This window comes from Micromonospora sp. MGP-C2 (assembly GCF_057766525.1).
In genome coordinates, this window is the sequence record NZ_JBYMEN010000002.1 from 2,543,640 (window position 1) to 2,565,394 (window position 21,755).

Annotated in this window: 14 protein-coding genes and 3 pseudogenes; 6 read left to right on the forward strand and 11 right to left on the reverse strand. The window is 73.6% G+C overall.

Features of this window, described 5'->3' with window-relative positions; translation table 11 throughout:
- The first annotated feature begins 195 nt into the window (after positions 1 to 195).
- Together lipA and AC3CF1_RS11155 are read left to right on the forward strand one after the other, a co-directional pair.
- The gene (lipA, locus tag AC3CF1_RS11150; protein ID WP_099856184.1) at positions 196 to 1,191 is read left to right on the forward strand and encodes a lipoyl synthase; all 996 of its coding nucleotides are present in this window, start codon (positions 196 to 198) and stop codon (positions 1,189 to 1,191) included.
- Between the two features lie 53 nt (positions 1,192 to 1,244).
- A complete protein-coding gene (locus tag AC3CF1_RS11155) occupies positions 1,245 to 2,993 on the forward strand; it encodes a hypothetical protein (RefSeq protein ID WP_488450390.1) in 1,749 nt (582 codons plus the stop codon).
- A gap of 39 nt (positions 2,994 to 3,032) precedes the next feature.
- Here the strand turns inward: AC3CF1_RS11155 and AC3CF1_RS11160 are convergent, their stop codons facing one another.
- Entirely contained in the window at positions 3,033 to 5,942 is a 2,910-nt protein-coding gene (locus tag AC3CF1_RS11160) for a helix-turn-helix transcriptional regulator (RefSeq protein ID WP_354983559.1), read from the reverse strand.
- 113 nt (positions 5,943 to 6,055) lie between these two features.
- A complete protein-coding gene (locus AC3CF1_RS11165) occupies positions 6,056 to 6,226 on the reverse strand; it encodes a hypothetical protein (RefSeq protein ID WP_172862077.1) in 171 nt (56 codons plus the stop codon).
- 207 nt (positions 6,227 to 6,433) lie between these two features.
- On the opposite strand from AC3CF1_RS11165, the gene AC3CF1_RS11170 reads away from it, so the two are divergent.
- Positions 6,434 to 7,120 (forward strand): DUF4191 domain-containing protein, encoded by a 687-nt coding sequence (locus tag AC3CF1_RS11170; RefSeq protein ID WP_088949492.1) that lies wholly within the window; start codon positions 6,434 to 6,436, stop codon positions 7,118 to 7,120.
- A 69-nt stretch (positions 7,121 to 7,189) separates the two neighbouring features.
- Here AC3CF1_RS11170 and AC3CF1_RS11175 read toward each other — a convergent pair whose 3' ends face one another.
- Entirely contained in the window at positions 7,190 to 7,588 is a 399-nt protein-coding gene (locus tag AC3CF1_RS11175; protein WP_088949493.1) for an RDD family protein, read from the reverse strand.
- A gap of 263 nt (positions 7,589 to 7,851) precedes the next feature.
- Here AC3CF1_RS11175 and glnA point away from each other — a divergent pair, with 263 nt between their 5' ends.
- Positions 7,852 to 9,276 carry a type I glutamate--ammonia ligase gene (gene glnA, locus AC3CF1_RS11180; protein ID WP_088949494.1) on the forward strand — a complete coding sequence of 475 codons (1,425 nt, stop codon included), beginning with the start codon at positions 7,852 to 7,854 and terminating at the stop codon, positions 9,274 to 9,276.
- A gap of 464 nt (positions 9,277 to 9,740) precedes the next feature.
- Here the strand turns inward: glnA and mptB (AC3CF1_RS11185) are convergent, their stop codons facing one another.
- From mptB (AC3CF1_RS11185) to AC3CF1_RS11210, 6 genes and pseudogenes are all read right to left on the reverse strand, one after another.
- On the reverse strand, positions 9,741 to 11,300 hold the full coding sequence (gene mptB, locus AC3CF1_RS11185; protein WP_488452067.1) for a polyprenol phosphomannose-dependent alpha 1,6 mannosyltransferase MptB: 1,560 nt from the start codon (positions 11,298 to 11,300) through the stop codon (positions 9,741 to 9,743).
- Positions 11,301 to 11,356: 56 nt separating this feature from the next.
- The gene (locus AC3CF1_RS11190) at positions 11,357 to 11,761 is read right to left on the reverse strand and encodes a hypothetical protein (RefSeq protein ID WP_488452068.1); all 405 of its coding nucleotides are present in this window, start codon (positions 11,759 to 11,761) and stop codon (positions 11,357 to 11,359) included.
- Between the two features lie 112 nt (positions 11,762 to 11,873).
- Positions 11,874 to 12,764, reverse strand: a pseudogene (mptB, locus tag AC3CF1_RS11195) (polyprenol phosphomannose-dependent alpha 1,6 mannosyltransferase MptB); the annotation flags it as partial.
- A 38-nt stretch (positions 12,765 to 12,802) separates the two neighbouring features.
- Positions 12,803 to 14,461 carry a hypothetical protein gene (locus AC3CF1_RS11200; RefSeq protein WP_488450393.1) on the reverse strand — a complete coding sequence of 553 codons (1,659 nt, stop codon included), beginning with the start codon at positions 14,459 to 14,461 and terminating at the stop codon, positions 12,803 to 12,805.
- Positions 14,454 to 17,473 (reverse strand): annotated as a pseudogene (locus tag AC3CF1_RS11205) (bifunctional [glutamine synthetase] adenylyltransferase/[glutamine synthetase]-adenylyl-L-tyrosine phosphorylase). Before AC3CF1_RS11205 ends, AC3CF1_RS11200 begins: the two are co-directional and overlap by 8 nt.
- Positions 17,473 to 18,239, reverse strand: a pseudogene (locus AC3CF1_RS11210) (type 1 glutamine amidotransferase). The pseudogenes AC3CF1_RS11205 and AC3CF1_RS11210 overlap by 1 nt, the downstream one beginning before the upstream one ends.
- A 114-nt stretch (positions 18,240 to 18,353) precedes the next feature.
- Here AC3CF1_RS11210 and AC3CF1_RS11215 point away from each other — a divergent pair.
- Entirely contained in the window at positions 18,354 to 19,289 is a 936-nt protein-coding gene (locus tag AC3CF1_RS11215) for a S66 peptidase family protein (protein WP_354983126.1), read from the forward strand.
- Between the two features lie 142 nt (positions 19,290 to 19,431).
- Here AC3CF1_RS11215 and AC3CF1_RS11220 read toward each other — a convergent pair whose 3' ends face one another.
- Entirely contained in the window at positions 19,432 to 20,313 is an 882-nt protein-coding gene (locus tag AC3CF1_RS11220) for a Vgb family protein (protein WP_488450395.1), read from the reverse strand.
- 184 nt (positions 20,314 to 20,497) lie between these two features.
- Between AC3CF1_RS11220 and AC3CF1_RS11225 the strand changes: the two genes are divergently transcribed.
- Entirely contained in the window at positions 20,498 to 20,998 is a 501-nt protein-coding gene (locus AC3CF1_RS11225; RefSeq protein WP_488450396.1) for a hypothetical protein, read from the forward strand.
- Positions 20,999 to 21,275: 277 nt separating this feature from the next.
- Here AC3CF1_RS11225 and AC3CF1_RS11230 read toward each other — a convergent pair whose 3' ends face one another.
- Positions 21,276 to 21,653: a VOC family protein gene (locus AC3CF1_RS11230; protein WP_088949501.1), complete on the reverse strand. Its 378-nt coding sequence runs from the start codon at positions 21,651 to 21,653 to the stop codon at positions 21,276 to 21,278.
- Between the last annotated feature and the right edge of the window lie 102 nt (positions 21,654 to 21,755).

The following is a 21,755-nucleotide window of genomic DNA, read 5'->3' on the forward strand; positions in this document are numbered from 1 at the left end:
CCGGCGGCTCTCTGCGCTGGCGGGTCGGCGCGCTACTCGGCTCCGTCGTCGCTGTTGGCGGTGACCGTAGCACCCGAATCCCTCTCGTGTGACGCACATTTTCGACACTCCGGTGTCCGGCGTCACAACGTTCGGGGCGTGACGCCGGTCGCCCGACGCACATAGACACCCGCCGTCCGGCGTAGGCTCGTTTTCGTGACGATCGAGCACTCCGCGCCGACGACCGGCCAGGCAGCGCGCACCGCAACGGCGGCCCCCGAGGGGCGGCGTCTGCTGCGGATCGAGGCGCGCAACGCCGAGACGCCGATCGAGCGCAAACCGCCATGGATCAAGGTCAAGGCCAAGATGGGTCCGGAGTACACCCAGCTGCGCGGGCTCGTCTCGCGCGAAGGGCTGCACACCGTCTGCCAGGAGGCCGGCTGCCCCAACATCTACGAGTGTTGGGAAGACCGGGAGGCCACCTTCCTCATCGGTGGCGACCAGTGCACCCGGCGCTGCGACTTCTGCCAGATCGACACCGGCAAGCCGGCCGAGTTCGACGCCGACGAGCCGCGTCGTGTCGCCGAGTCGGTGGTCTCGATGGGGCTGCGGTACGCCACCATCACCGGCGTCGCCCGTGACGACCTGCCCGACGGCGGCGCCTGGCTCTACGCCGAGACCGTCCGACAGATCCACGCCCTTCAGCCGGGTTGCGGCGTCGAGCTGCTGATCCCCGACTTCAACGCTGTTCCCGAGCAGTTGGCCGAGGTCTTCGGCTCCCGTCCCGAGGTGCTGGCCCACAACGTGGAGACCGTGCCGCGCATCTTCAAGCGCATCCGGCCGGCGTTCCGCTACGACCGCTCACTGGACGTGATCCGGCAGGCCCGCGCCGACGGCCTGGTCACCAAGAGCAACCTCATCCTGGGCATGGGCGAGGAGCGGGCCGAGGTTTCGCAGGCGCTGCGCGACCTGCACGAGGCCGGCTGCGAGCTGATCACCATCACCCAGTACCTGCGCCCGACCCCCCGGCACCACCCGGTGACCCGCTGGGTCAAGCCGGAGGAGTTCGTGGAGCTGCGCGAGGAGGCCGAGGAGATCGGCTTCGCCGGCGTGATGAGCGGGCCGCTGGTGCGTTCGTCGTACCGGGCCGGCCGGCTCTACAAGCAGGCGCTCGACGCCCGCGCCGGGGTGGCCGTCACCACCGCCGGCTGACCCGCCGACAGCGCCGCACGGGCCGTGCGGCGTCCGAATGCCATGATCGTGCGATGACCGCCGGCGTACGCGAACAGCCGCGCGGCGCGGACTCCCCGCGCCCGCGGCCCGGTACGCGCCTGCGCCTGGTCGGCTGGCTCACCGCGGTGGCCGTGCTCGCCGGAGTGGGTTACCGGCTCTGGCTGCTGGTCAACGCGGCGCCGCCGACGAACAGCGACGAGGCCACCATGGGGTTGGCCGCGCTGCACATCGCCCGAGGCGAGGGTTTCCCGGTCTGGTTCTATGGCCAGCAGTACATGGGCACGCTGGAGGCGTACCTGGCCGCGCCGGTGTTCGCCCTGGCTGGCGGGCCGTCGCTGCTCGGCCTACGGCTGCCCACCCTGGCGCTGTACCTGCTGTTCCTGCTGCTGTCCTGGCGGTTGACGCTGCGGCTGACCGGGGACCGGTGGTTCGGGCTCCTGGTGGTGGCGTTGCTGGCGCTCGGCTCGGACCGGGTGGTCAAGAACCAGCTGATCGCCGGCGGTGGCTACCCCGAGATGAACGCCGCCGGGGTGGCGCTGGCCGTCCTCGCCGTGGATCTGGCCGCCGGCCGGCCGGGATGGCGGCTGGCGCGGTGGGCCGCGTGGGGGTTCCTGGCCGGCCTGATGCTCTGGGTCGACCCGCTCGTGCTGCCGTACGTGGTGACGACCGGGGCGGTGCTCGTCGGGTTCTGCCGCCGGGAGCTGTGGGGTGCCGCCGGGGCGCTGCTCGGGGCGGCCGCCGTGCTGGGGGCGGCCCCGCTGCTGCTGCACAGCCTGCTGAACGGGCGGAACCCGCTGCACGCGGTGCTCGCCGCCAGCGGCGCGAACGCCACCGCCGGCTGGGCGGACCGGCTGCACGGCGGCCTGCTGCTCGGCCCGTCGCTGGGCATGGGCTTCTGCGCTCCGGGGCGGTGCGACACCTGGCAACTCTGGTGGGCGCTCGCCCTGCCGCTGCTGCTGGCCCTCGGTGCCGCCACCGCCTGGCGGGCACTACGCCGACCGACCACCGAAGCCGGCCCCACCTCGCCAGCCGATGCCGCCTCGCCGGCGGACCTTGCGTCGCCAGCCGGCCCTGCCTTGCCAGCCGGTCCTGCCTCGCTGGTCGATCCCGCTGATGCTGGTCACCCGGTGCTCGTTGCACCCCGGGTGGCGGCGGCGATCCGGCTGGCGCTCGTGCTGGCCACCGTGGTCACCCTCGGGGCGTACACCGTGAGCAGTTCCGCCGGCCTCACCCCGGTGGAGAGTTCCCGCTACCTGTCCTGCCTGCTCATCTCCCTGCCGGCGCTGCTCTGGCCGGTGTGGACGGTGGCCCGGCGCGGCCCGCGCCCGTCGGCGACCGGCCGGCGGGGCCTCGGGCGGACGCTGGCCCGGCCGGTCGCCCTGGCGTTGCTCGCGGCCACGCTGGGCACCGCAGCCCAGGCCACCTGGCGGTCAGCGCAGACCGCGCCGGCCACCCGGGCCGCCGAGGCCCGGCACGCCGAGTTGGTCACCACCCTGCGGCAGCTCGGCGTACGGGAGGTGCGCGCCGGCTACTGGACCTGCAACCGACTCACTTTCGCCTCCGCGGAGCAGGTGGTCTGCGCGGTGGTCGACGACGCGCTGCGTCCCGGGTTCGACCGCTACCCCGCGTACCGACGGGAGGTGGACGGGGCGTCGGCGCCAGCCTGGGTCGCACCGGCCGGCTCACCGCTGGGGAACGCGCTCGACGAGCGGCAGCGCGCCAACCCGGGCGCCCTCGACCTGGTCACGATCGACGGCTGGCGGATCTACCTGCCGCGGTGACCTCGCCGGGTGAGCGTCAGTGCGACAAAGGGGTGCGCGTCAGTGCGACGCCGCCGGCTCGGTGAGCAGGCCGAGGCGGTGCGCCAGGGCGGCGGCCTCCACCCGGTTGGTCACGTCCAGCTTCGCGATGATCCGGGAAACGTGCACGCTGGCCGTCTTCGGGGAGATGAACAGCTGCTCGGCGATCCGGCTGTTGCTGTGCCCCTCGGCGACCAGTCGCAGCACCTCCCGTTCCCGCGCGGTGAGCAGGTCAGCGCCGGCACCGCCCTGGCCCGTGGTGCGCAGGCCGACCCGCCGCGCCAGGGTGGCAGCCGCCTCGACCAGCGGCACCGCACCCAGCCGTCGGCCGATCTCGGCGGCCTCGGTGACCGCCGCCGCCGTCTCGTCGCGCTCCCCGGCAGCGGCAGCCGACTCGGCGAGCGCCAGCAACGCGCGACCCAGCGGGTACGGCTGCCCGTCGACCCGCCACGCGTCGACCGCCTTCCGCCAGGCCGGCAGCGCCTGGTCGCCGACCGCGAGCAGGGCGGCGACCTGAGCGGCGTGTGCCCGCGCCGCCGGGTGCCGGACCGGCAGGTCGGCGGCGAGCGCCGCCACCGCGACCGACAGGTCCCGGTCGCCCACCCGGGCGGCGGTACGCGCGACGGCGCTGAGCACCGGCCAACCCTCGCGGGGCAGTTGCGGAAGGCTCTCGTCGACCGCCGCGACCCGCGCCGCCCGGACCGCCTCCACCTTGTCGTCGGCGGCCAACGCTGCCTCGATCGCCAACTCGTGCAGGGGCAGCCGGTGGCTCGGCCACAGATAGGGCCGGCCGAGGAAGGTGAGCGCCCGGTCGACCACTTCGTCGGCGGCCGGGTGGGCGCGGGCCAGCCGTAGCCCGGCACTCAGTTGGAGCCAGTGCAGGCCGGTGACGCCGGACAGGTCGATCCGCGCGGCCTCCGCGCACACCGCCTCGGCCTCGTCCCAGCGACCCAGCGCGATCAACGCCTCGGCCCGGTTGGACAACAGGTACGCCCCGGTGGAGCGACTGATCCCCACCCGACGCGCCTCGGCGACGCCGGCCTCGGCAGCCTGCGCGGACTCGGCGTAGCGGCCCAGCTCGCAGAGCACGTCCGACTGGTACACCCGGGCGAGTACCAGCCCCGACGCGTCCCCGGACGCACGGACGACGGCCTCGGCCTGGCTCAGCTCGGCCAGCCCTCGCTCCAGGTCCCGCTCGCCGTGGCAGAGCAGGGCGATCCGCGCGTGCAGCAGGGCGACGTCCTCGCCGAACGCCTCGGCGTCAACGGCGGCCTCGGCGGCCACCCGGGCCGCCTGCTTGGGGTCGATCTTGACCAGGTGCGCGGCGATGTCGGCGAGCAGCCGGACCCGCTCCGCTCCCCGGGGGCCGCCAGCGGCCAGCCGGTACGCCTCATCCAGCTCCCGGCGACCGTCACTCTTGCCGAGCAGGGCCATCAGCCGACCCCGCTGGTTGAGCAGGCGGGCGGCGCGCAGCGGTGCGGCGTCGGCGTCCACCTCGGCCAGGCCGGCCCGGGTCAGCGTGATGGCCCGGCTGAAGTCGCCGGCCGTGACCGCCGCGGCCAGCGTCTGCTCCAGCAACGCCAGGTGGTCCATGCCGAGCAGGTCGGCGGCGTCGGGCACCAGCTCCCACAACTCCAGCGCCCGCTCCAGCAGTCGGCGCTGCTCGGCGTACGCGTACCGGCCGCCGGCGGCGACCGCTGCGGCCCGTGCCGCGACGAGGGCCCGCGGGTGGTCGTGCGCGGCGTACCAGTGGTGGGCGATCTCCGCCGGGGCCCGGCCGGCGGCGACCAGGTGCGGCTGGGCCTCGATGGCGGCGGCGAAGCGGGCGTGCAGCCGGGCGTGCTCGCCGGGCAGCAACTCGTCGTGCACGGCCTCGCGGACCAGCGCGTGCCGGAACTCGTAGTCACCGTCGCGGTCGGCCACCACCAACTGGGCGGCGACGGCGACGCGTAGCGCGTCCTCCAGCTCGGCCTCGGGCAGCCCGGCGACCTCGGCGAGCAGGTCGTGGGCGAAGCGGGTGCCGCCGGCAGCCGCGATGCGCAGCACCCGCTGGGTCGGCTCGGGAAGCCGGTCCACCCGGGCCAGCAGCAGGTCGCGCAGCGTCTCGGGGAGCGCCGCGCAGCCGATCGGGTCACCGGCGACGGCCAGCTCCTCGATGAAGAAGGGGTTGCCCTGGGTGCGGCCGTGGACATCGTCGACGGCCCGGGCGGGTGGCTCGGCGCCGAGCAGGTCGGCGAGGATCGCGCCGGTGCCGTCGCGATCCAGTCGGCCCAACTCGACCCGCTCCACACCGCGGGCGCGGTCCAGTTCGGCGAGGAACGGGCGCAGCGGGTGCCCGCGCTGCAACTCGTCCGTGCGGTAGGTGCAGACCAGCAGCAGGCGACCCGGCCGCGCGGCCCGGACCAGGAAGCCGATCAGGTCCCGGGTGGAGCGGTCGGCCCAGTGCAGGTCCTCGATGAGCAGCACCAGCGGGCGGGCGTCGGCGAGTCGTTGGAACAGCTCGGCGACCAGGTCGAACAGGTAACCGCGCGGGGCGTCACTGAGCGGGACGGGACGAGGGCCGGCCAGCGCCGCGGACGCTCGTCCCAGCTCCGGCAGCAGCGGGGCGAACTCCGCCTCGTAGCCGGCGAAGACCTCGGGGCCGTCGGCGCGCAGCACCGCGCGCAGCGCGGCGGCGAACGGAGCGAACGGCAGGCCCGCCTCGCCCAACTCCAGGCACTGGCCGACCAGCACCCGCGCCCCGCCGCCGGTGGCCCAGGCACCGAACTCCTCCAGCAGCCGGGTCTTGCCCACGCCGGCCTCGCCACCGACCAGCACTGTGGTCGGCTCCCCCACCCGGGCGCGACCCAGGGCGTCGCGCAGCGCCGCGATCTCACGATGGCGGCCGACGAGGACGGAACTGGCGGCGCGTACGGTCACAGGTTCGAGCATGCCATGACGGCTCCCGCCGACAGCCCCGCCGATCGGCCGGTGGCCGGGCGGCGGGGCGGCGTCGAGTCGGCCGGCCGGCACGGCGGGCGCCGTGGCCGCCGAGGCTGGCGCGGTCACCGGCGGGCGTCGCCGGTGCGGCTGGCGTGCCTGCGCCGACCCAGCCAATCGCGGCCGGCCGGACGCGGCAGCGACCGGGCGAGCCGTTCCGCGGCCGCCTCGGCGCGCAGCTCGGCGGTGTGCGTACGGTGCAGGGAGAGCAGGAAGTCTGCGTCGTTGCCGAACATGTCGGGCTCCTTCGTGGCGTCGTCGTCTTCTGCTGATGACTCTTCGCGCGAAGGCCCCACCCGGGCATGGGCACACCGCCTCATCTTCCCGGCCGGCACCCTCCTTACCCGTCCGTTCCCGGGCGGTGAGGAGACGTAAGGTACTCAGCTGCCCCGGCACCCGGACGCGGATCAACGGGGCAGGCGGCGACCACTAGACTCTGCGGCATGGCAAAGCCCCAGGAGAAGGTCTCGTTCGGCCAGCGGCTGAAGCAGATCGGGATGGTGTTCAAGTTCACCGCCAAGCAGGACCGGTGGTTCGCGCCGTTGGTCGCCGCCGCGGTGCTCATCCCGCTCGCCCTCACCGTGGTCGCGGTCATCCTCTGGAGCTGGATCTGGCTGCCGATCGGCATCCTGTTCGTCCTGCTCGCGGTGCTGATCGTGCTCAACCTCCGGTCCAACAAGGCGATGATGAACGCCGCCGAGGGCCAACCCGGCGCGGCGGCGCAGATCATGGAGAACATGCGCGGCGACTGGCGGGTGACCCCGGCGGTCAGCTCGACGACCCAGATGGACATGGTCCACCTGGTGATCGGCCGCCCGGGCGTGATCCTGCTGGCCGAGGGCAACCCGCAGCGGGTGCGCGGCCTGCTCGGGCAGGAGAAGCGGCGGCTGTCCAAGGTGATCGGCTCCGCTCCCCTGCACGACTACGTGATCGGGCAGGAGGAGGGCGAGCTGCCGATCCGCAAGCTGCGGACGACGCTGCTGCGCCTGCCCCGCGCGCTCTCCGGCAAGGACGTCAACTCGCTGGACAAGCGACTCAAGGCGCTCACCGCCCGGCCGCAGATGCCCAAGGGCGCGATCCCGAAGAACATGCGGCCGCCGGGCGCCTTCCGCCAGTCGCGGGGCCGCTGACCCCTCTGGCGTACGCCTGAAAAGAGCCGGACCCGTGTGGGTCCGGCTCTTTCTCGTTGTTCGGCGGGCTCAGCCGCGGGGGGCGTCGACGATGACCGAGTCGGCGAGCCGGTCGTGCAGGCCGCGACGGTGCCCATCCATGATCAGCGCGGGGACGACGAGGGCCAGCAACAGGCCCCGGATCAGTCCTCGGAGCACCCCGATCCGACCGCCGTCGTGCCAGTTCACGCAGCGGATCTTCGTGACGTACATGCCCGGTGTCTGGGCGAACAGGCCGAGGAAGATGCCGTACACCAGGACCAGCACCAGCACCGGCGCCCAGCCGTCGCGTACCGGGTCGGCGAAGATGTTGGACACCAGCAGGCAGAGCACCCAGTCGATGATCAGCGCCCCGAAGCGGCGTCCGAGGGTCGGCGGGGTGAAGGTGGGGTCGGTGGCCGGCGCTGCCGGGACGTGCGGATTGGTCACAGCGATCAAGGGTATCCGCGTCGCGACGAGGGCTCGCCGGGTGCCGCCGCCACTGTGTGCCGATTCAGGCCAAAGGCATCAGATGTCACTACACTGGCACAGTCGGTACGACGTTCGCGGCGGGCCGAAGGCGTGGACAGGAGCGCCGCTGACGCTCCGCGAGGGACGTAACACGGCAGAAACAACGGAGACACGGCCGGGCAACCCCCCGGCCATAGCGTCGCCAGAAGCCTAGCCACCCCGTGGACGTGCCAGGAGGATGTGTGTTCGCCAACCCCGAGGAACTGCTGCGATACCTCAAGAACGAGGACGTGAAGTTCGTCGACGTTCGTTTCTGTGACCTGCCCGGCGTGATGCAGCACTTCAACCTGCCGGTCGAGTCCGTCAACGACGATCTCTTCACCGACGGCCTCGCGTTCGACGGTTCGTCGATCCGCGGTTTCCAGGCGATCCACGAGTCGGACATGCTCCTGCTCCCGGATGTCGCCACCGCGTTCATCGACCCGTTCCGCGCGCAGAAGACTCTCGCGCTGAACTTCTTCATCCACGACCCGTTCACCCGCGAGGCCTACAGCCGCGACCCGCGCAACGTGGCGAAGAAGGCCGAGGCGTACCTGGCGGCGAGCGGCATCGCCGACACCGCCTACTTCGGCGCCGAGGCGGAGTTCTACATCTTCGACTCGATCCGCCACGAGACCTCGGCGCACCAGTCGTTCTACTACATCGACTCGATCGAGGGCGCCTGGAACACCGGCCGCGAAGAGCCGGGCGGCAACCGTGGTTACAAGACCGCGTACAAGGGCGGCTACTTCCCGGTGCCGCCGGTCGACCACTACGCCGACCTGCGTGACTCGATCGTGCGCCGCCTCGTCGACACCGGCTTCAACGTGGAGCGCTCGCACCACGAGGTGGGCACGGCCGGCCAGTCCGAGATCAACTACCGGTTCTCCACCCTGCTGCACGCGGGTGACCAGCTCCAGCTCTTCAAGTACATCGTGAAGAACGAGGCCTGGGCCAACGGCAAGACCGCGACGTTCATGCCCAAGCCGCTCTTCGGCGACAACGGCTCCGGCATGCACACCCACCAGAGCCTCTGGCTCAACGGTGAGCCGCTGTTCTACGACGAGACCGGCTACGCCGGCCTGTCCGACATGGCCCGCTGGTACATCGGTGGCCTGCTGCACCACGCGCCGTCGCTGCTGGCCTTCACCAATCCGACGATCAACTCGTACCGTCGTCTGGTGCCGGGCTTCGAGGCGCCGGTCAACCTGGTCTACTCGCAGCGCAACCGCTCCGCCTGCACCCGCATCCCGGTGACCGGCAGCAACCCGAAGGCCAAGCGCGTCGAGTTCCGCGTCCCGGACCCGTCGGCCAACGTCTACCTGGCCTTCTCGGCCATGATGATGGCCGGCCTCGACGGCATCAAGAGCAAGATCGAGCCGCCGACGCCGATCGACAAGGACCTCTACGACCTCCCGCCGGAGGAGTGGGGCGACGTCAAGCAGGTGCCGGGCTCGCTGTCGGCCGTGCTCGACTCGCTCGAGGCCGACCACGACTACCTGCTCGACGGCGGCGTCTTCACGCCCGACCTGATCTCCACCTGGGTCGACTGGAAGCGCGCCAACGAGGTCGACCCGGTGCGCCTGCGCCCGACCCCGCACGAGTTCGCCATGTACTACGACTGCTGAGCAGTCTGGGCACGACGACTGCTGAGCAGTCACCGCACCACCGGCCGGGCCGGCTCCGCGATCGCGGAGCCGGCCCGGCCCCGTTACACGCCCACCCCCGCGCCCCGCAGGCCCCGCGCCCCACGTCCCACAGGCCCCGCCTCCCGCGCCCCGCGCCCCGCGCCCCGCGCCCCGCGCCCCGCGCCCCGCGCCCCGCGCCCCGCGCCCCGCGCCCCACGCCCCGCGCCCCGCGCCCCGCGCAACTTCAGGGATGTTGCTGCCTCCCAGGCACCGTAGGCAGCACTTTCCCTGAAGTTGCGCGGATCTTGGACTGGGGCGGGACGGGGATCGTGCTCGATCATGGTTTTGGTGGCCAACCAGGGCGGCTCGAAGCCCTTACATCCATGATCGAGCACGATCTTGGCGCCCAGACACGTCGATCATGATGTTGGCCGGGCGTTCCGTCCGAATTTTCCCCGCCAACCTCATGATCGACGGGTTGGACCCGGGCGGTGGGTGGTGCGCAGGACCAGTAGGACCACGGTCAGGAGCAGGGCGGTCATCGCCAGGGCGCCTGGGGCTTTCGTGAAGCGGGCCAGGTTCGTGCCGTCGGGCAGGGTCAGGAAGGCCGCCACCGCCACTGGCAGCACGAACCACGTCGTTCGGACGGCTGTGAGTGCGAGCAACGCTAACGGCCAGGTCGCGTACCAGGGGTGGAAGACCGGGGACAGGACGACGGTGGCGACCAGCGCCAACGCGGCGCCGTGCAGCACTACCCGAGGGCACGCAACCTCGACCCGCGCCCCGTCGACCCGCGCAACCTCGACCCACGCCCCGTCGACCCGCGCATCCTCGACCCGTGCCCCCTCGACCCCCACCGCCCGCGCCGCCCGCGCCACCCGCCGGGCATCGCTGAAGCCGCGCAGCGCCCGCCAGGCCCGCCACCAGAGCACCACCAGCACCCCGGCCAGCAGCAGCAGGGCGACTGCCCGGACCACCGGCACCGCCTGCGGGTCCCGGCCGACCAGCGCACCGGCGTAGTCCACCACGAACCCGACGGCGGTGGGTGGCGACGTCCACTGCTCGGAGTCGCCGCTGTGGGTCAGCCCGCCCACCCAGCCGAACCCGAGACCGGACACCGCCGAGGTGACCAGCACCGCTCCGAGCAGCCCACCGCCCAGCCAGCCGCCGTCGCGAAGCAATGCCCGTACGGTGTGACGACCACGGACTGCGGCCAGGGCGGCGAACGGCACCACCACGACCGCGCTGGCCTTCACGGTCACCGCCAGCCCGAGCAGCGCCCCGGCCAGGAGCAGTGCCGCAGGCCAACCCGGTCGCCGGATCGCCACCAGCATCCCGCCGAGCAGCAGACCCAGCATCACCGCGTCGTTGTGCGCGCCGGCGATGAGGTGCACCCCGACCAGTGGGGCGGCCAACGCCAGCCACCCGGCCCGCCGGGTCGGCACCCCGGCTGCCCGTGCCAGGCCGGGCAGGCAGATCGCGGCCAGCAGCAACCCCGCCACAGCGATCACCCGCAGCAGCACCACAGTGCCGGTGAGCCCGCCGCCGAGCGTGACCGCGAGTGCCGCGAGCAGGACGAACACCGGCCCGTACGGTGCCGGAGTGTCCCGCCAGATCGGTGCAACCGTGTCCAGCCACGGGCAGCCCGCCGCCGCCACGCCCACCGCGTACGGGTCGACGCCGTGCGCGTACGTCCAGCCCTGGCAGGCGTACGAGTAGACGTCCCGGCTGCCCAGTGGTGGCGCGACGAGCAGCGGCAGCGCCCACAGCCCGGCCGTGACGTACGCCCAACGGGTCGACGGTGTGCCCCCGCGCAGCGACCACCACGCACCGACCAGCAGCGCGGTGCCGGCCAGCCAGCAGATCAGCGTCGCCGGGCCGTCCGGGGTTCGCCAGATCGACACCGGTGTCGCGCCGAGCGGGGCGTCGGGCAGGGCCCCGCCGAGGTAGCCGGCCACGGTCAGCAGGACCGCGCCGGCCAGGCCCGCGAACCGGGCGAGGCGTGCCGACAAGGGACCAGGCAGCGGCGGAACAGGCGGCGGAACAGGCGGGCCGGGAGCGGTCACCGGCGCACCTTCCCTCAGTCGGCGGCGACCGGCTGACGGGCCGCCCGAGCCGACCGTACCAACCGGACGACCACCACGATCACCAACAGCGTCATCAGTGGCGCCCCGACCGTCTTGGTGTACCTGGGAAACCCGGTGCCGTCGGGCAGCACCAGGAAGGACGCGACCAGGGCGACCACTGTGAACCAGCCGGTACGCCGGGCGGTGGCGGCCAGCACGAACAACGGCCACGTCCAGTACCAGGGGTGCACCACGGGAGAGAGCGCGACGGTGACGGCGAGCGCGAGGCCGGCGTAGTAGAGGGGGTCGCGGGTGCGGGCCCGCCACCAGAGCCAGACGAGGAGGACGGCCAGGACCACCACGGCTATCCCGCGCGTCACCGGCAACGCGTCGATGTGAGCGCCGAACAGCGCGGCGATGTAACCGACGGTCTGACCGACGGCGGTCGGCGGGGACGTCCAGGCGACGGCGGCGCGCCCCGGACAGCCCGCCGACCCAGCCGAAGTCCAGTCCGCCGGCGATTGTCACTCCCAGCACGGCGGCGACAGTGCCGCCGACCACCCAGCCGCCGTCGCGGATCAGCGTCCGCAGCCGGTACGGACCGGCGGTGGCCGCCAGCGCGGCGAACGGGACCACCACCACGGCGGTGACCTTGATCGACACGGCGACTCCGAGGAGCAGCCCGCCGACCAGCAGCATGCCGCGTCGGCGCGGGTGTGCGGCCACCACGGCCAGGCCACCGACGAGCGCGGCGAGCATCAGTATGTCGTTGTGTGGGCCACCGATGAGGTGCGCGGCGACCAGCGGGGAGCCCAGCGCCAGCCAGACCGCCCGCTTGGCCGGCACCCCGGCCCGGCGTGCCAGCACCGGCAGCGCCCACGCGCTCACCACCACGCCGAGCAGTGCCAGCGCACGGAACAGCACGATGCTGGCGGTCAGCGAGCCGGCGACCTTGACCACAGCAGCCGCGACGAGCACGAAGAGCGGCCCGTACGGCGCGGGGGTGTCCCGCCAGATGTAGGAGACCGAGTCCAGCCAGGGGCAGGGCAGCGCGGAGACGCCCTGCTCGTACGGGCTGATGCCACCGGCGAAGCTGGCGCCCTGACACGCGTACGCGTACACGTCGCGGCTGCCGAAGGGCGGCGCGACCAGCAGCGGCAGCAGCCACAGCCCCACGGTGAGCAGCGCCCAGCGAGTCGACGGGCCGCCGTCGCGCAGCGCCCACCAGGCGTACGCCATCAAGCCGGTGCCGACCGCCCAGGCGGCCAGGATCAGCGGGCCGTTGGTGCCCTGCCAGATGCTGACCGGGGTGCTGCGCAGGGGGCCGCTGGGAAACGCGCCGCCGAGGAACGCGGACAGCGCGAGCAGCATCGAGCCGGCCAGGCCGGTCCAGCGCGCGAGGTGGGGAGGCACGCCCGACATGCTGCCAGCACGCCGGGGGGTGACCGACGGCAGGACCGTCAGCAGTGGTTGGCCGGTGCCAGGCTGCTGGAGATCGAGTAGTCGCCGGCCGCGCGTACCCGCACCTCGGTCCACCCGTCGGCGCCGGGTCGTAGGCAGCCGTCCGGGCCATCGAGCGACAGCCACCGTGACCACCGCACCTTGACCGGCACGTCGCCGGGCGTGGCCGTCAGCCGGACCGCGCCCCGGTCGGCGGTGACGAGCCGGCCGGGGGTGACGAGCCGGCCGGGGGTGACGAGCCGGCCGGGGGCCCCGACCAGCGGCGACGGATCGACCACCTCGTACAGGCGCCAGGTCGGATCGCGCCAGACCTCCCGCAGGTACGGCAGGTCGCCGCGGATCAACGCGGCCTCGTCGCGGCCCCACCGGTCGGCGGGAGCATCCGGGGCGACCACCACGTAGGTGACCGCCTGGTCGCGGAGCCACTGCTCGTAGGTCTGGGCGCTCAGGGTGCCGTCGTAGAACAGCGCGTTGCGGTCGCTGTCGACCTGGCGCTCCCAGCCACGGGCCAGCGGCACGGTCGGTGGCAGGTACGCGGATTCCCAGTGGTCGCGCAGCGGCACCACTTCGACCCGGCCGACGGGCTGCCGTCGGTCGAGTTCCGCGACGAGCGGGCGGTAGAACGCCGGGGCGCTCTCGGCGGCGCCGGCCCGGGTGACGTCACTCAGCATCACCGGGGACTGCCACCACACCGTCGCGGCGAGCAGCCCGGCAAGCCACGGGCCGGGCAGCGGCGCGTACCCGGCCAGCACGGGCAGCGCGAAGAGCAGCGGCAGGCGCAGCGCGTTGGAACCGATCGGGCTGGGCACGTAGTACGCGCCGACCAGGAGCAGCACGGTGAGCAGCGCGCCGACGCGCAGCACCCGGCGACGACGCGGCAGCACGACCGCCACCAGCACCGCGAGCGCGACGTTGATCCGCATCGACTCGGCCGAGTACGGCTGGGTGCCCCCGTTGCCGAAGAGCAACGCGATCGGCGCCAGGGTGACGGCGGGCGCCACGGCCAGCACGAACCCCTCCGCCAGTGGTCGCTCCGAGCGCCACCCACCGGGCAGTGCACGGCCGGGCCCGTCGCCTCGGCGCAGGGCGGCCAGCAGCAACGCCGCGCCGGCCAGACCGGTGAACAGGCCGGCGACCGGGCTCGCCGCCGTCGCCAGAGCGGCGCAACCGGCGGCGAGTGCCAGGCGAAGCGGGCGTGGTGGGCGTTCCGCGCTGACCGCGCAGAGCGCCAGCAGCCCGAACGCCAGCCCGACGGCGAAGGTGACCCGACCGCTCGCCAGGTTGCCGACGAGGACCACGGCACCGAGGACACCGGCCAGCAGCGGCCGGCGGGCCCGGCCCCGGACGAACAGCCAGCCCAGCGCCGCCGCGCCAAGCACGGCGGCGACGGCCCCCAGTGGACGCATTCCGATCAGCGCGCCCAACCTGGCCGTGAACAGGCTGTAGCCGTACTGGTTGACTCCGCCGTACCAGCCGAGGTCGATCGGCGCGGCACCGTACCGGTCGGCGAACTCGGCGCGGGCCACCTGGGCCGCGAGGTCCGTGCCCATCCGCGGCGCGAGCAGGAACGCGGCGGCGAGCACGACCGCGGCCCCGGTCGCCGCCGCCCAGACCACCTGCGGGGACCGCGTGGCCGGGCGGGTCGACGCGTCAGGCATTCAGGACCCGTTCCGTCGCGGCACGGGAGCGGCGGCCGACGCGCAGGTACTCGTCGAGGAACTCCCCCGGGTCGTCCCGGCCGAGGAGTCGGACCACGCCGGCCAGCTCCACCCCGTGCCGGGGCAACTGGTCGCCGGCCCGGCCCCGGACCAGCATCAACGCGTTGCGGACCTGCGCGGCCAGGGACCACCCGGCGGCCATCTCGGCGGCGTCCGTCGGGTCGATCAGGCCGGCCCGCTCGGCGGCCGCGAGGGCATCGAGGGTACGCGTGCCGCGCAGCGACGGGACCCTGCCCGCGTGCCGGAGCTGGACGAGTTGCACGGCCCACTCCACGTCGGCCAGCCCGCCGCGCCCCAGTTTGGTGTGGGTGGCCGGGTCGGCGCCCGGGGCAGCCGCTCGGTCTCCACCCGGGCCTTGATCCGCCGGATCTCGACGACCTGCTCGCGGGTCAGCCCTTCGGCCGGGTAACGCACCGGGTCGATCATCGCCTCGAACTCGGCGCCCAGCTCGGCGTCGCCGCAGACGAACCGGGCGCGCAGCAGGGCCTGTGCCTCCCACACCCGCGACCAGCGGGCGTAGTACGCCGCGTACGCGGCGAGGCTGCGGACCAGTGGACCCTGGCGGCCCTCCGGCCGCAGGTCGGCGTCGACGCCCAGCGGCGGGTCGGGGGCGGGTACGCCGAGCAGCCGGCGCAGCTCCTCGGCGACCGCGTGCGCAGCGGCGCTGGCGGCGCTCTCGCTGGTGCCCGGCGGCGGGTCGTAGACGAAGAGCACGTCGGCGTCGGAGAGGTAGTTCGACTCGTACCCGCCGAGCCGTCCCATGCCGATCACCGCGAACCGCAGCCCTTCCGGTGCCGGCTGGCTGGCCTGGGCGGCGCGCAGCGCGGCGGCCAGGGTGGCGTCGGTGACGTCGGCGAGGGCCGTGCCGACCTGGGTGATGTCGGCCAGCCCCGGTGCCGGGCGGTTCGCGCCGTCCGGCCGGGTGGGTGTGGGCGCGAGCGCGCCCGCCCGGCAGAGCACGTCGGCGCAGGCCACCCGGACCAGCTCCCGGCGCCGCAGTGCGCGTACGGCGCGGGTGGCCTCGACCGGGTCGGCGTGCCGGGCCGCTGCGGCGAGGAACCCCTCCCGGAGCACCTCGCGGGAGCGGGGCGCCAGCTCGTTCTCCTCGGCCAGCAGCCGCAGTGCCTCCGGGTCGCGGGCGAGCAGGTCGGCGACGTACCGGGACAGGGCCAGGACCCGGGCCAGCCGACGGGCGACCGGGCCACCGTCGCGCAGCAACCGTAGATACCAGGGCGTGCTGCCCAGCTTGTCGGACACCTTCCGGTAGTTGAGCAGCCCCCGGTCCGGTTCCGGCGCGTCGGCGAACTCGCTGAGCAGCACCGGCAGCAGGGTCCGCTGGATCGCCGCCGTGCGACTCACCCCGCCGGTGAGCGCCTGGAGGTGCCGCAGCGCCCCGGCCGGGTCGGCGAACCCGAGGATCTCCAGCCGGTGCCTGGCAGCCTCCGGGGTGAGGCGCAGCCCGTCGGCCGGCACCCGGGCCACCGACTCCAGCAGCGGCCGGTAGAGCAGCTTGGCGTGCAGCCGGCGTACCTCGGTGGCGTGGGTGACCCACTCGGCCCGGAAGCTCTCCACGGCGCTGCGCCCCGGCGCTGCCGTGAAACCCAGCGCGGCGGCGAGCCACCGCAGCGCGCCCGGCTCGGTGGGAACGGTGTGCGTACGACGCAGGCCCTGTAGTTGCAGCCGGTGCTCGACGCTGCGCAGGAAACGGTAACCGCGCAGCAGCGCCTCGCCGTCGGCCCGGCCGACGTAGCCACCGGCGACCAACGCGCGCAATGCCGGGATGGTGCCCGGCGCCCGCAGCGTCTCGTCCCCGCGACCGTGTACGAGTTGCAGCAACTGGACGGCGAACTCGATGTCGCGCAGCCCGCCGGGGCCGCGCTTGATCTCGCGCTCCAACTCCTTGGGCGGGATGTGGTCGATGATCCTGCGCCGCATGGCGCGGACGTCCTCGACCGCCTCGGGTCGCTCGGCCGCCCGCCAGACCAGCGGTGCGAGCTGGTCGATCCACTCCTGGGCCAGCGGGAGGTCACCGGCGGCCGGGCGGGCCTTGAGCAGCGCCTGGAACTCCCAGGTGCGCGCCCACCGCTGGTAGTAGGCCAGGTGGCTGGCGAGGGTCCGCACCAACGGGCCCCGGTTGCCCTCGGGGCGCAGGGCGGCGTCCACCGGCCAGGCGACCAGCCCGCAGATGTGGATCAGCCGGGTCGCCACCAGGGTTGCGGCGGCCAGGTCGGCGTCCTCGGCGGCCACGAAGATGACGTCCACGTCGGAGACGTAGTTCAGCTCGCCGCCGCCGCACTTGCCCATCGCCACCACCGCGAGCCGAGGCCGCTCGGTGCCCTCTGCCAGTTCCGCGACGGCCACCTCGTAGGCGGCGGCCAACGTCGCGTCGGCCAACGCGGAGAGCGCGGCCATCGTCTGCTCCAGGCCGCGCCCGCCGGTCAGGTCGGCCGCCGCGATCCGCAGCAGCGCCAACCGGTACGCGGTCCGCAGCACCGCCACCGGGTTGCCACCGGCAGCCGGTTCCAACCGACCCTCGGCGATCGGCGCGAGCCCGTCCGGGGCGGTCCGCAGCGCCGTGCAGTGGTCGGGATGGGCCACCAGGTGATCGCCGAGCGCCGACGAGGCACCCAGCACCGCGATCAGCCGCCGCCGCAGCCCCGGGTCGGCGTGCATCTCCGCGAGCAGCGGCGAGTCGGCGGCGCCGTCGGTCGTGCGACGTTCGGCCTCGACGATGCGGTGCAGTTGGCGCAGCGCCAGGTCCGGGTCGGCGGCCCGGGACATCGCGGCCAGCAGCTCACCGGCCGGCTCGTCGGCCGGCTCCTGCTCCTCCGGCCGCCACAGCCGCAGCCCGTCCGGGCCGAGCAGGTCGGCGGCACGGGCGCCGCCGTCGCCCTCGGCGGTGCCGAAGCCGTACCGGGCGAGCCGGCCCGTTGCCCTGGTCGGCCGGCTCATCAGTGCCCGAGCAGCGGCAGGCCACGCCGCATCGTGCTGTCGTCCAACTCACCGAGGGCCAGCGCGGCGAACCGGGCGGCGAACGGCTGCCAGACCTCCTCGATGTCGGGCAGCACCGAGGCGCAGGCCGCGACCACCAGCTCCGGGTCGTAGCCCAGCTCGGCGAGTTGGGCCGAGTCGGTGGCCCAGTCGGCGATCATCGCGGCGTCGCACTCAATGTGGAACTGCAGACCCCAGGCCCGGTCACCGAGCCGGAACGCCTGGTGCGGGTAGCGGGTGGACGCGGCCAGCAGGGTGGCGCCCGGGGCAGCTCGGTGATCTCGTCGGCGTGCCACTGGAGCACGTCCGGGATCAACGGCACGTACCGGAACAGCGGGTCGTTCTCGGCGGCGTCGCGCCGGCCGACCACGCCCGGGCCGATCTCCGGCCCCGATGGACTCCGCTCGACCAGGCCGGCATGCGCGGTGGCGAGCAGTTGCGCGCCCAGGCAGACGGCCAGGGTCGGCACCCGGTAGCGGACCGCCTTGCGCAGCAGTCCCTCCACCGCCGGAAACCACTGTGCGCCGGGCGAGCCGTCCGGCAGCGGGTACGCCTGCTGGTCGCCGCCGAGCACCACCAGCGCCGCGTACCCCTCCAGGTCGGCGGGGAGCTCGTCGCCGGCGTGCGGGCGAACCACCCACAGCTCCAGCCCAGCCTCGGTCAGCCACTCGCCCAGCCGGCGTGCGTCGTCGGTCGGGTCGTTCTCGATCACCAGCGCGGTTGCCACAGGTCGAGGCTAGCCGGTGCGCCGCGCGGCGCAGCGCCCCGCCACAGGCCCACGCTTCCGGTCGTGTCCCTCTGCGGCGGCCGGGATCTGGCGTGGTCGTTAGGCTCAGCGGTTGTGATCAGCGACGACACCGCAGCCGTCCGCCCGCCCGTGCTGCTCCCGGGCGACGCGGTGCTGCTGGTGTCGCCGTCCGGCCCGACCTCGCCGGAGCGGGTGGCCCGGGGCATGGAGCTGCTCACCGGGTGGGGCCTGCGCCCGGTGCCGGCGCCGAACGCGTACGCCCGCCACGGCTACCTCGCCGGCACCGACGACCTACGGGCCGCCGACCTGAACGCGGCCTTCACCGACCCGGAGATCCGCGGGGTGATCTGCACCCGGGGCGGGTACGGCGCCCAACGGATCGTGGACGCCATCGACATGGCCGCCGTCCGCCGCGACCCGAAGGTGGTGGCCGGCTTCTCGGACATCACGGCGTTGCAGTTCGCGCTGTGGCGGGGTGCCCGGCTGGCCGGGGTGCACGGTCCGGGGGCGGCCTGGCGCGACGAGCGGACCCCGCTGCGCTCCGCCGAGTCCCTGCACGCGGCGCTGATGACGACCGAACCGGTGTCGATCACCGCGGTGCCCACCGAGGAGACCTTCGGCGTACGCGTCCCGGGCCTCGCCACCGGCACCCTGCTCGGCGGCAACCTGTGCATGATCGCCGCCTCGATCGGCACACCGGACCTGCCCGACCTGACCGGGGCGGTGCTGTTGATCGAGGACGTGCAGGAGCCCCCGTACAAGGTCGACCGGATGCTCACCCAGCTGCGCCGGGCAGGCGTGCTGGACGGGCTGGCCGGGGTGGCGGTCGGGCAGTTCACCGACTGCGGTGACGGCTGGGACACCACGATCGTCGACGTGCTCAGCGAACGCCTCGGCGACCTGGGCGTACCGGTCCTCGGCGGCCTCCCCATCGGCCACGGCCCCAACCAGCTGACCGTCCCGGTGGGCACCCAAGCGACCCTGAATGCCGAAAACGGCACCCTGACCGCATCCCCCGCAGTCCAGTAACGCACCCCCACCCCCCTGCCCACCCCCTCCCCGCGCTCCCCGCCCCGGTGATCAAGAGGTTTGCGTCAACTTCGGGCGGGATTCTGACGCAAACCTCTTGATCAACCAGGCGGGGTGGGGGTCAGGGGTGGGGGGTCTGGGGTCAGGGGATCAGGTGGGCTACTGCTCCTATTTCCAGGGCGGCCCAGACGCCCTGGGGGGTCAGGGTGATGCCGTGGGGTTCGGCGTTGGGGGTGGGCAGGTCGTGGCCGTCGATCCGGCCCGTGCCGTCGATGTGGCCGATCCGGTTGGCACCCCACTCGGTGAACCAGGCGCCGCCGTCCGGGTCGACCACGATCGCGTGTGGGCGGGCCGCCCGGTCCGGCAGCGGGAACTCGGTCATCTCGCCATCCGGGGTGATCCGGCCGAGCTGACCGGCGGCGATCTCCACGAACCAGATCGCGCCGTCACCGCCGAGGGTGATGCCTACCGGGCCGGCGTTCGCGGTGGGCACCGGATGCAGCGTCACCCGGCCGTCGAGGTCGATCCGGCCGATCGCGTTCGCCTGGTTGAGGGTGAACCAGAGCGCCTGGTCCGGGCCAGCGGTGATCATCGAGGCGAACCCGCCGGTCACCGGCAGCGGGAAAATCTCGACCGTGCCGTCGGTGCCCACCCTGCCGATCGTGTCGGAGTTCATTCCGGCGTACCAGAGTGCGCCGTCGGGGCCGGCCGCGATGCCGCACGGCGCGGCGCCGGTTGGCAGGACGACCGCGCGCTGCTCGCCGTCGACGCTGATCCGGCCGATCCGGTCATCCTCGGAGCGGGTGAACCAGAGGGCGCCGTCCGGTCCGGTGGTGATGATCAGCGGCCGGCCACCGGCCGGGTCCAACGGGTAGGTCCGGATCGCGCCATCGGGGCCCAACCGGGCGATCGCACCGGCGTGGACCAGCGTCAGCCAGAGCGCGCCGTCCGGGCCGGCAGTGATGCCGTACGGGCCGGCGCCCGGCGCGGCGAGTGGGATCTCACGAATCTCGGCGGTCGTCACGAGGCGTGGTCCTTTCGTCGGGGTTTTCCCACCCTGATCGCAGGGACGTCGACGTTGCAACCGGTTTGTCCGGCCGCTGGTCGCAGATTGTCAGCCCGCTGACAGGTTCGCCATGGGCCGCGCCCAGACTTTCCAGTCACTGTCGGTGACGTCATCGCAGCATCAACGACAACCTGGAGGACTGATGTTCCGCACGATGTCGAAGAAGCACCTGCTGCCCAGCGTGGCCGCCGCCGGTGTGCTCGGCGTGGGGATCGCCGCCCCCACGATGGCGTTCGCCGCTGACGGCAGCACCCCGACGCCGAGCGCCAGCAGCAGTGAGCAGCCGCAGCAGCAGGACCGGCAGGGCGACAAGAAGGGCGAGCGGCAGGGCGAGTTCGCCGAGAAGCTCGCCACCGAGCTGGGCGTCCCCACCGACAAGGTGACCGCCGCGCTGGAGAAGCTGCGCGAGCAGCACAAGCCGGCCGACCGGCCGGAGCGCCCGTCAGCCGAGGACCGGCAGGCCGCGCTCAAGGAGCGGCTGGCCCAGGCGGTCAAGGACGGCAAGCTCACCCAGGAGCAGGCCGACGCCATCACCAAGGCCGTCGAGGCCGGCGTCTTCCCCGGCCCCGGCGGCCACCGCGGTCCGGGCGGTCACGGCGGTCCGGGCGGTCACGGCGGTCCCGCGGGTACGCCGGGCAAGTAACCCGGCAAACCCCGGGTACGCCGGGCAAGTAACCCTGGCAGACCCGCGCGTAGGCCGGGCAGGTAACCCCGGCAGCCCTCTGGTCGAACCGGGCCCACCCCGGCTTGATCCACTCGGGTTTCGTGAAGTGGCGGTGTCCGGCGCACCCGGACACCGCCATTTCCTTGAGCCGGAGTTGATCATCACTGCCGAGCCGCAGCGAGGCAGGTACGCCAGCCCCGAGCCGCACCGGCACCCGGCGCAAGGGGTCAACCCCGAGGCGCCGGCCGGGAGCGCATCAGCCCTGGGCGGGCGGAGGGCTGAACACACCCAGGTGGTTTCCGGCCGGGTCGAGCAGGTGGGCGAGGGTGAGGCCGCTCGGCGCCGTACGGGCCGCCACCAGCACCTTGCCGCCGGCCGCCTCCGCTCGCCGGCAGGTTTCCGACACGTCGGTGACCTCGGCGTAGAACACCGCGTAGTTCGGTGACGTCCCGTCGGTGGCCCGGATCGCCCCGCCGATCCCGGTGTCGCCACCGGCGCCGGTCACCCGGTAGGACCCGCCGCTGCCTGCGCCCTGCTCCTCGAAGGTCCAGCCGAACAGCTCTCCGTAGAAGCGCTCCGCCTCCTCCGGCCGGTCGGTGCCGATCTCGAACCAGGTGATGGGCGTCGTGGACATCTGCTGCCTCCAGAGTTTCCGTGCCGGCCGTTCGGCCGTCGTCTGGAGCAGTCTCTGGGTCGTCCGCGACACCGTCCTGTCGGTGTTTCCGGATCACCCGAC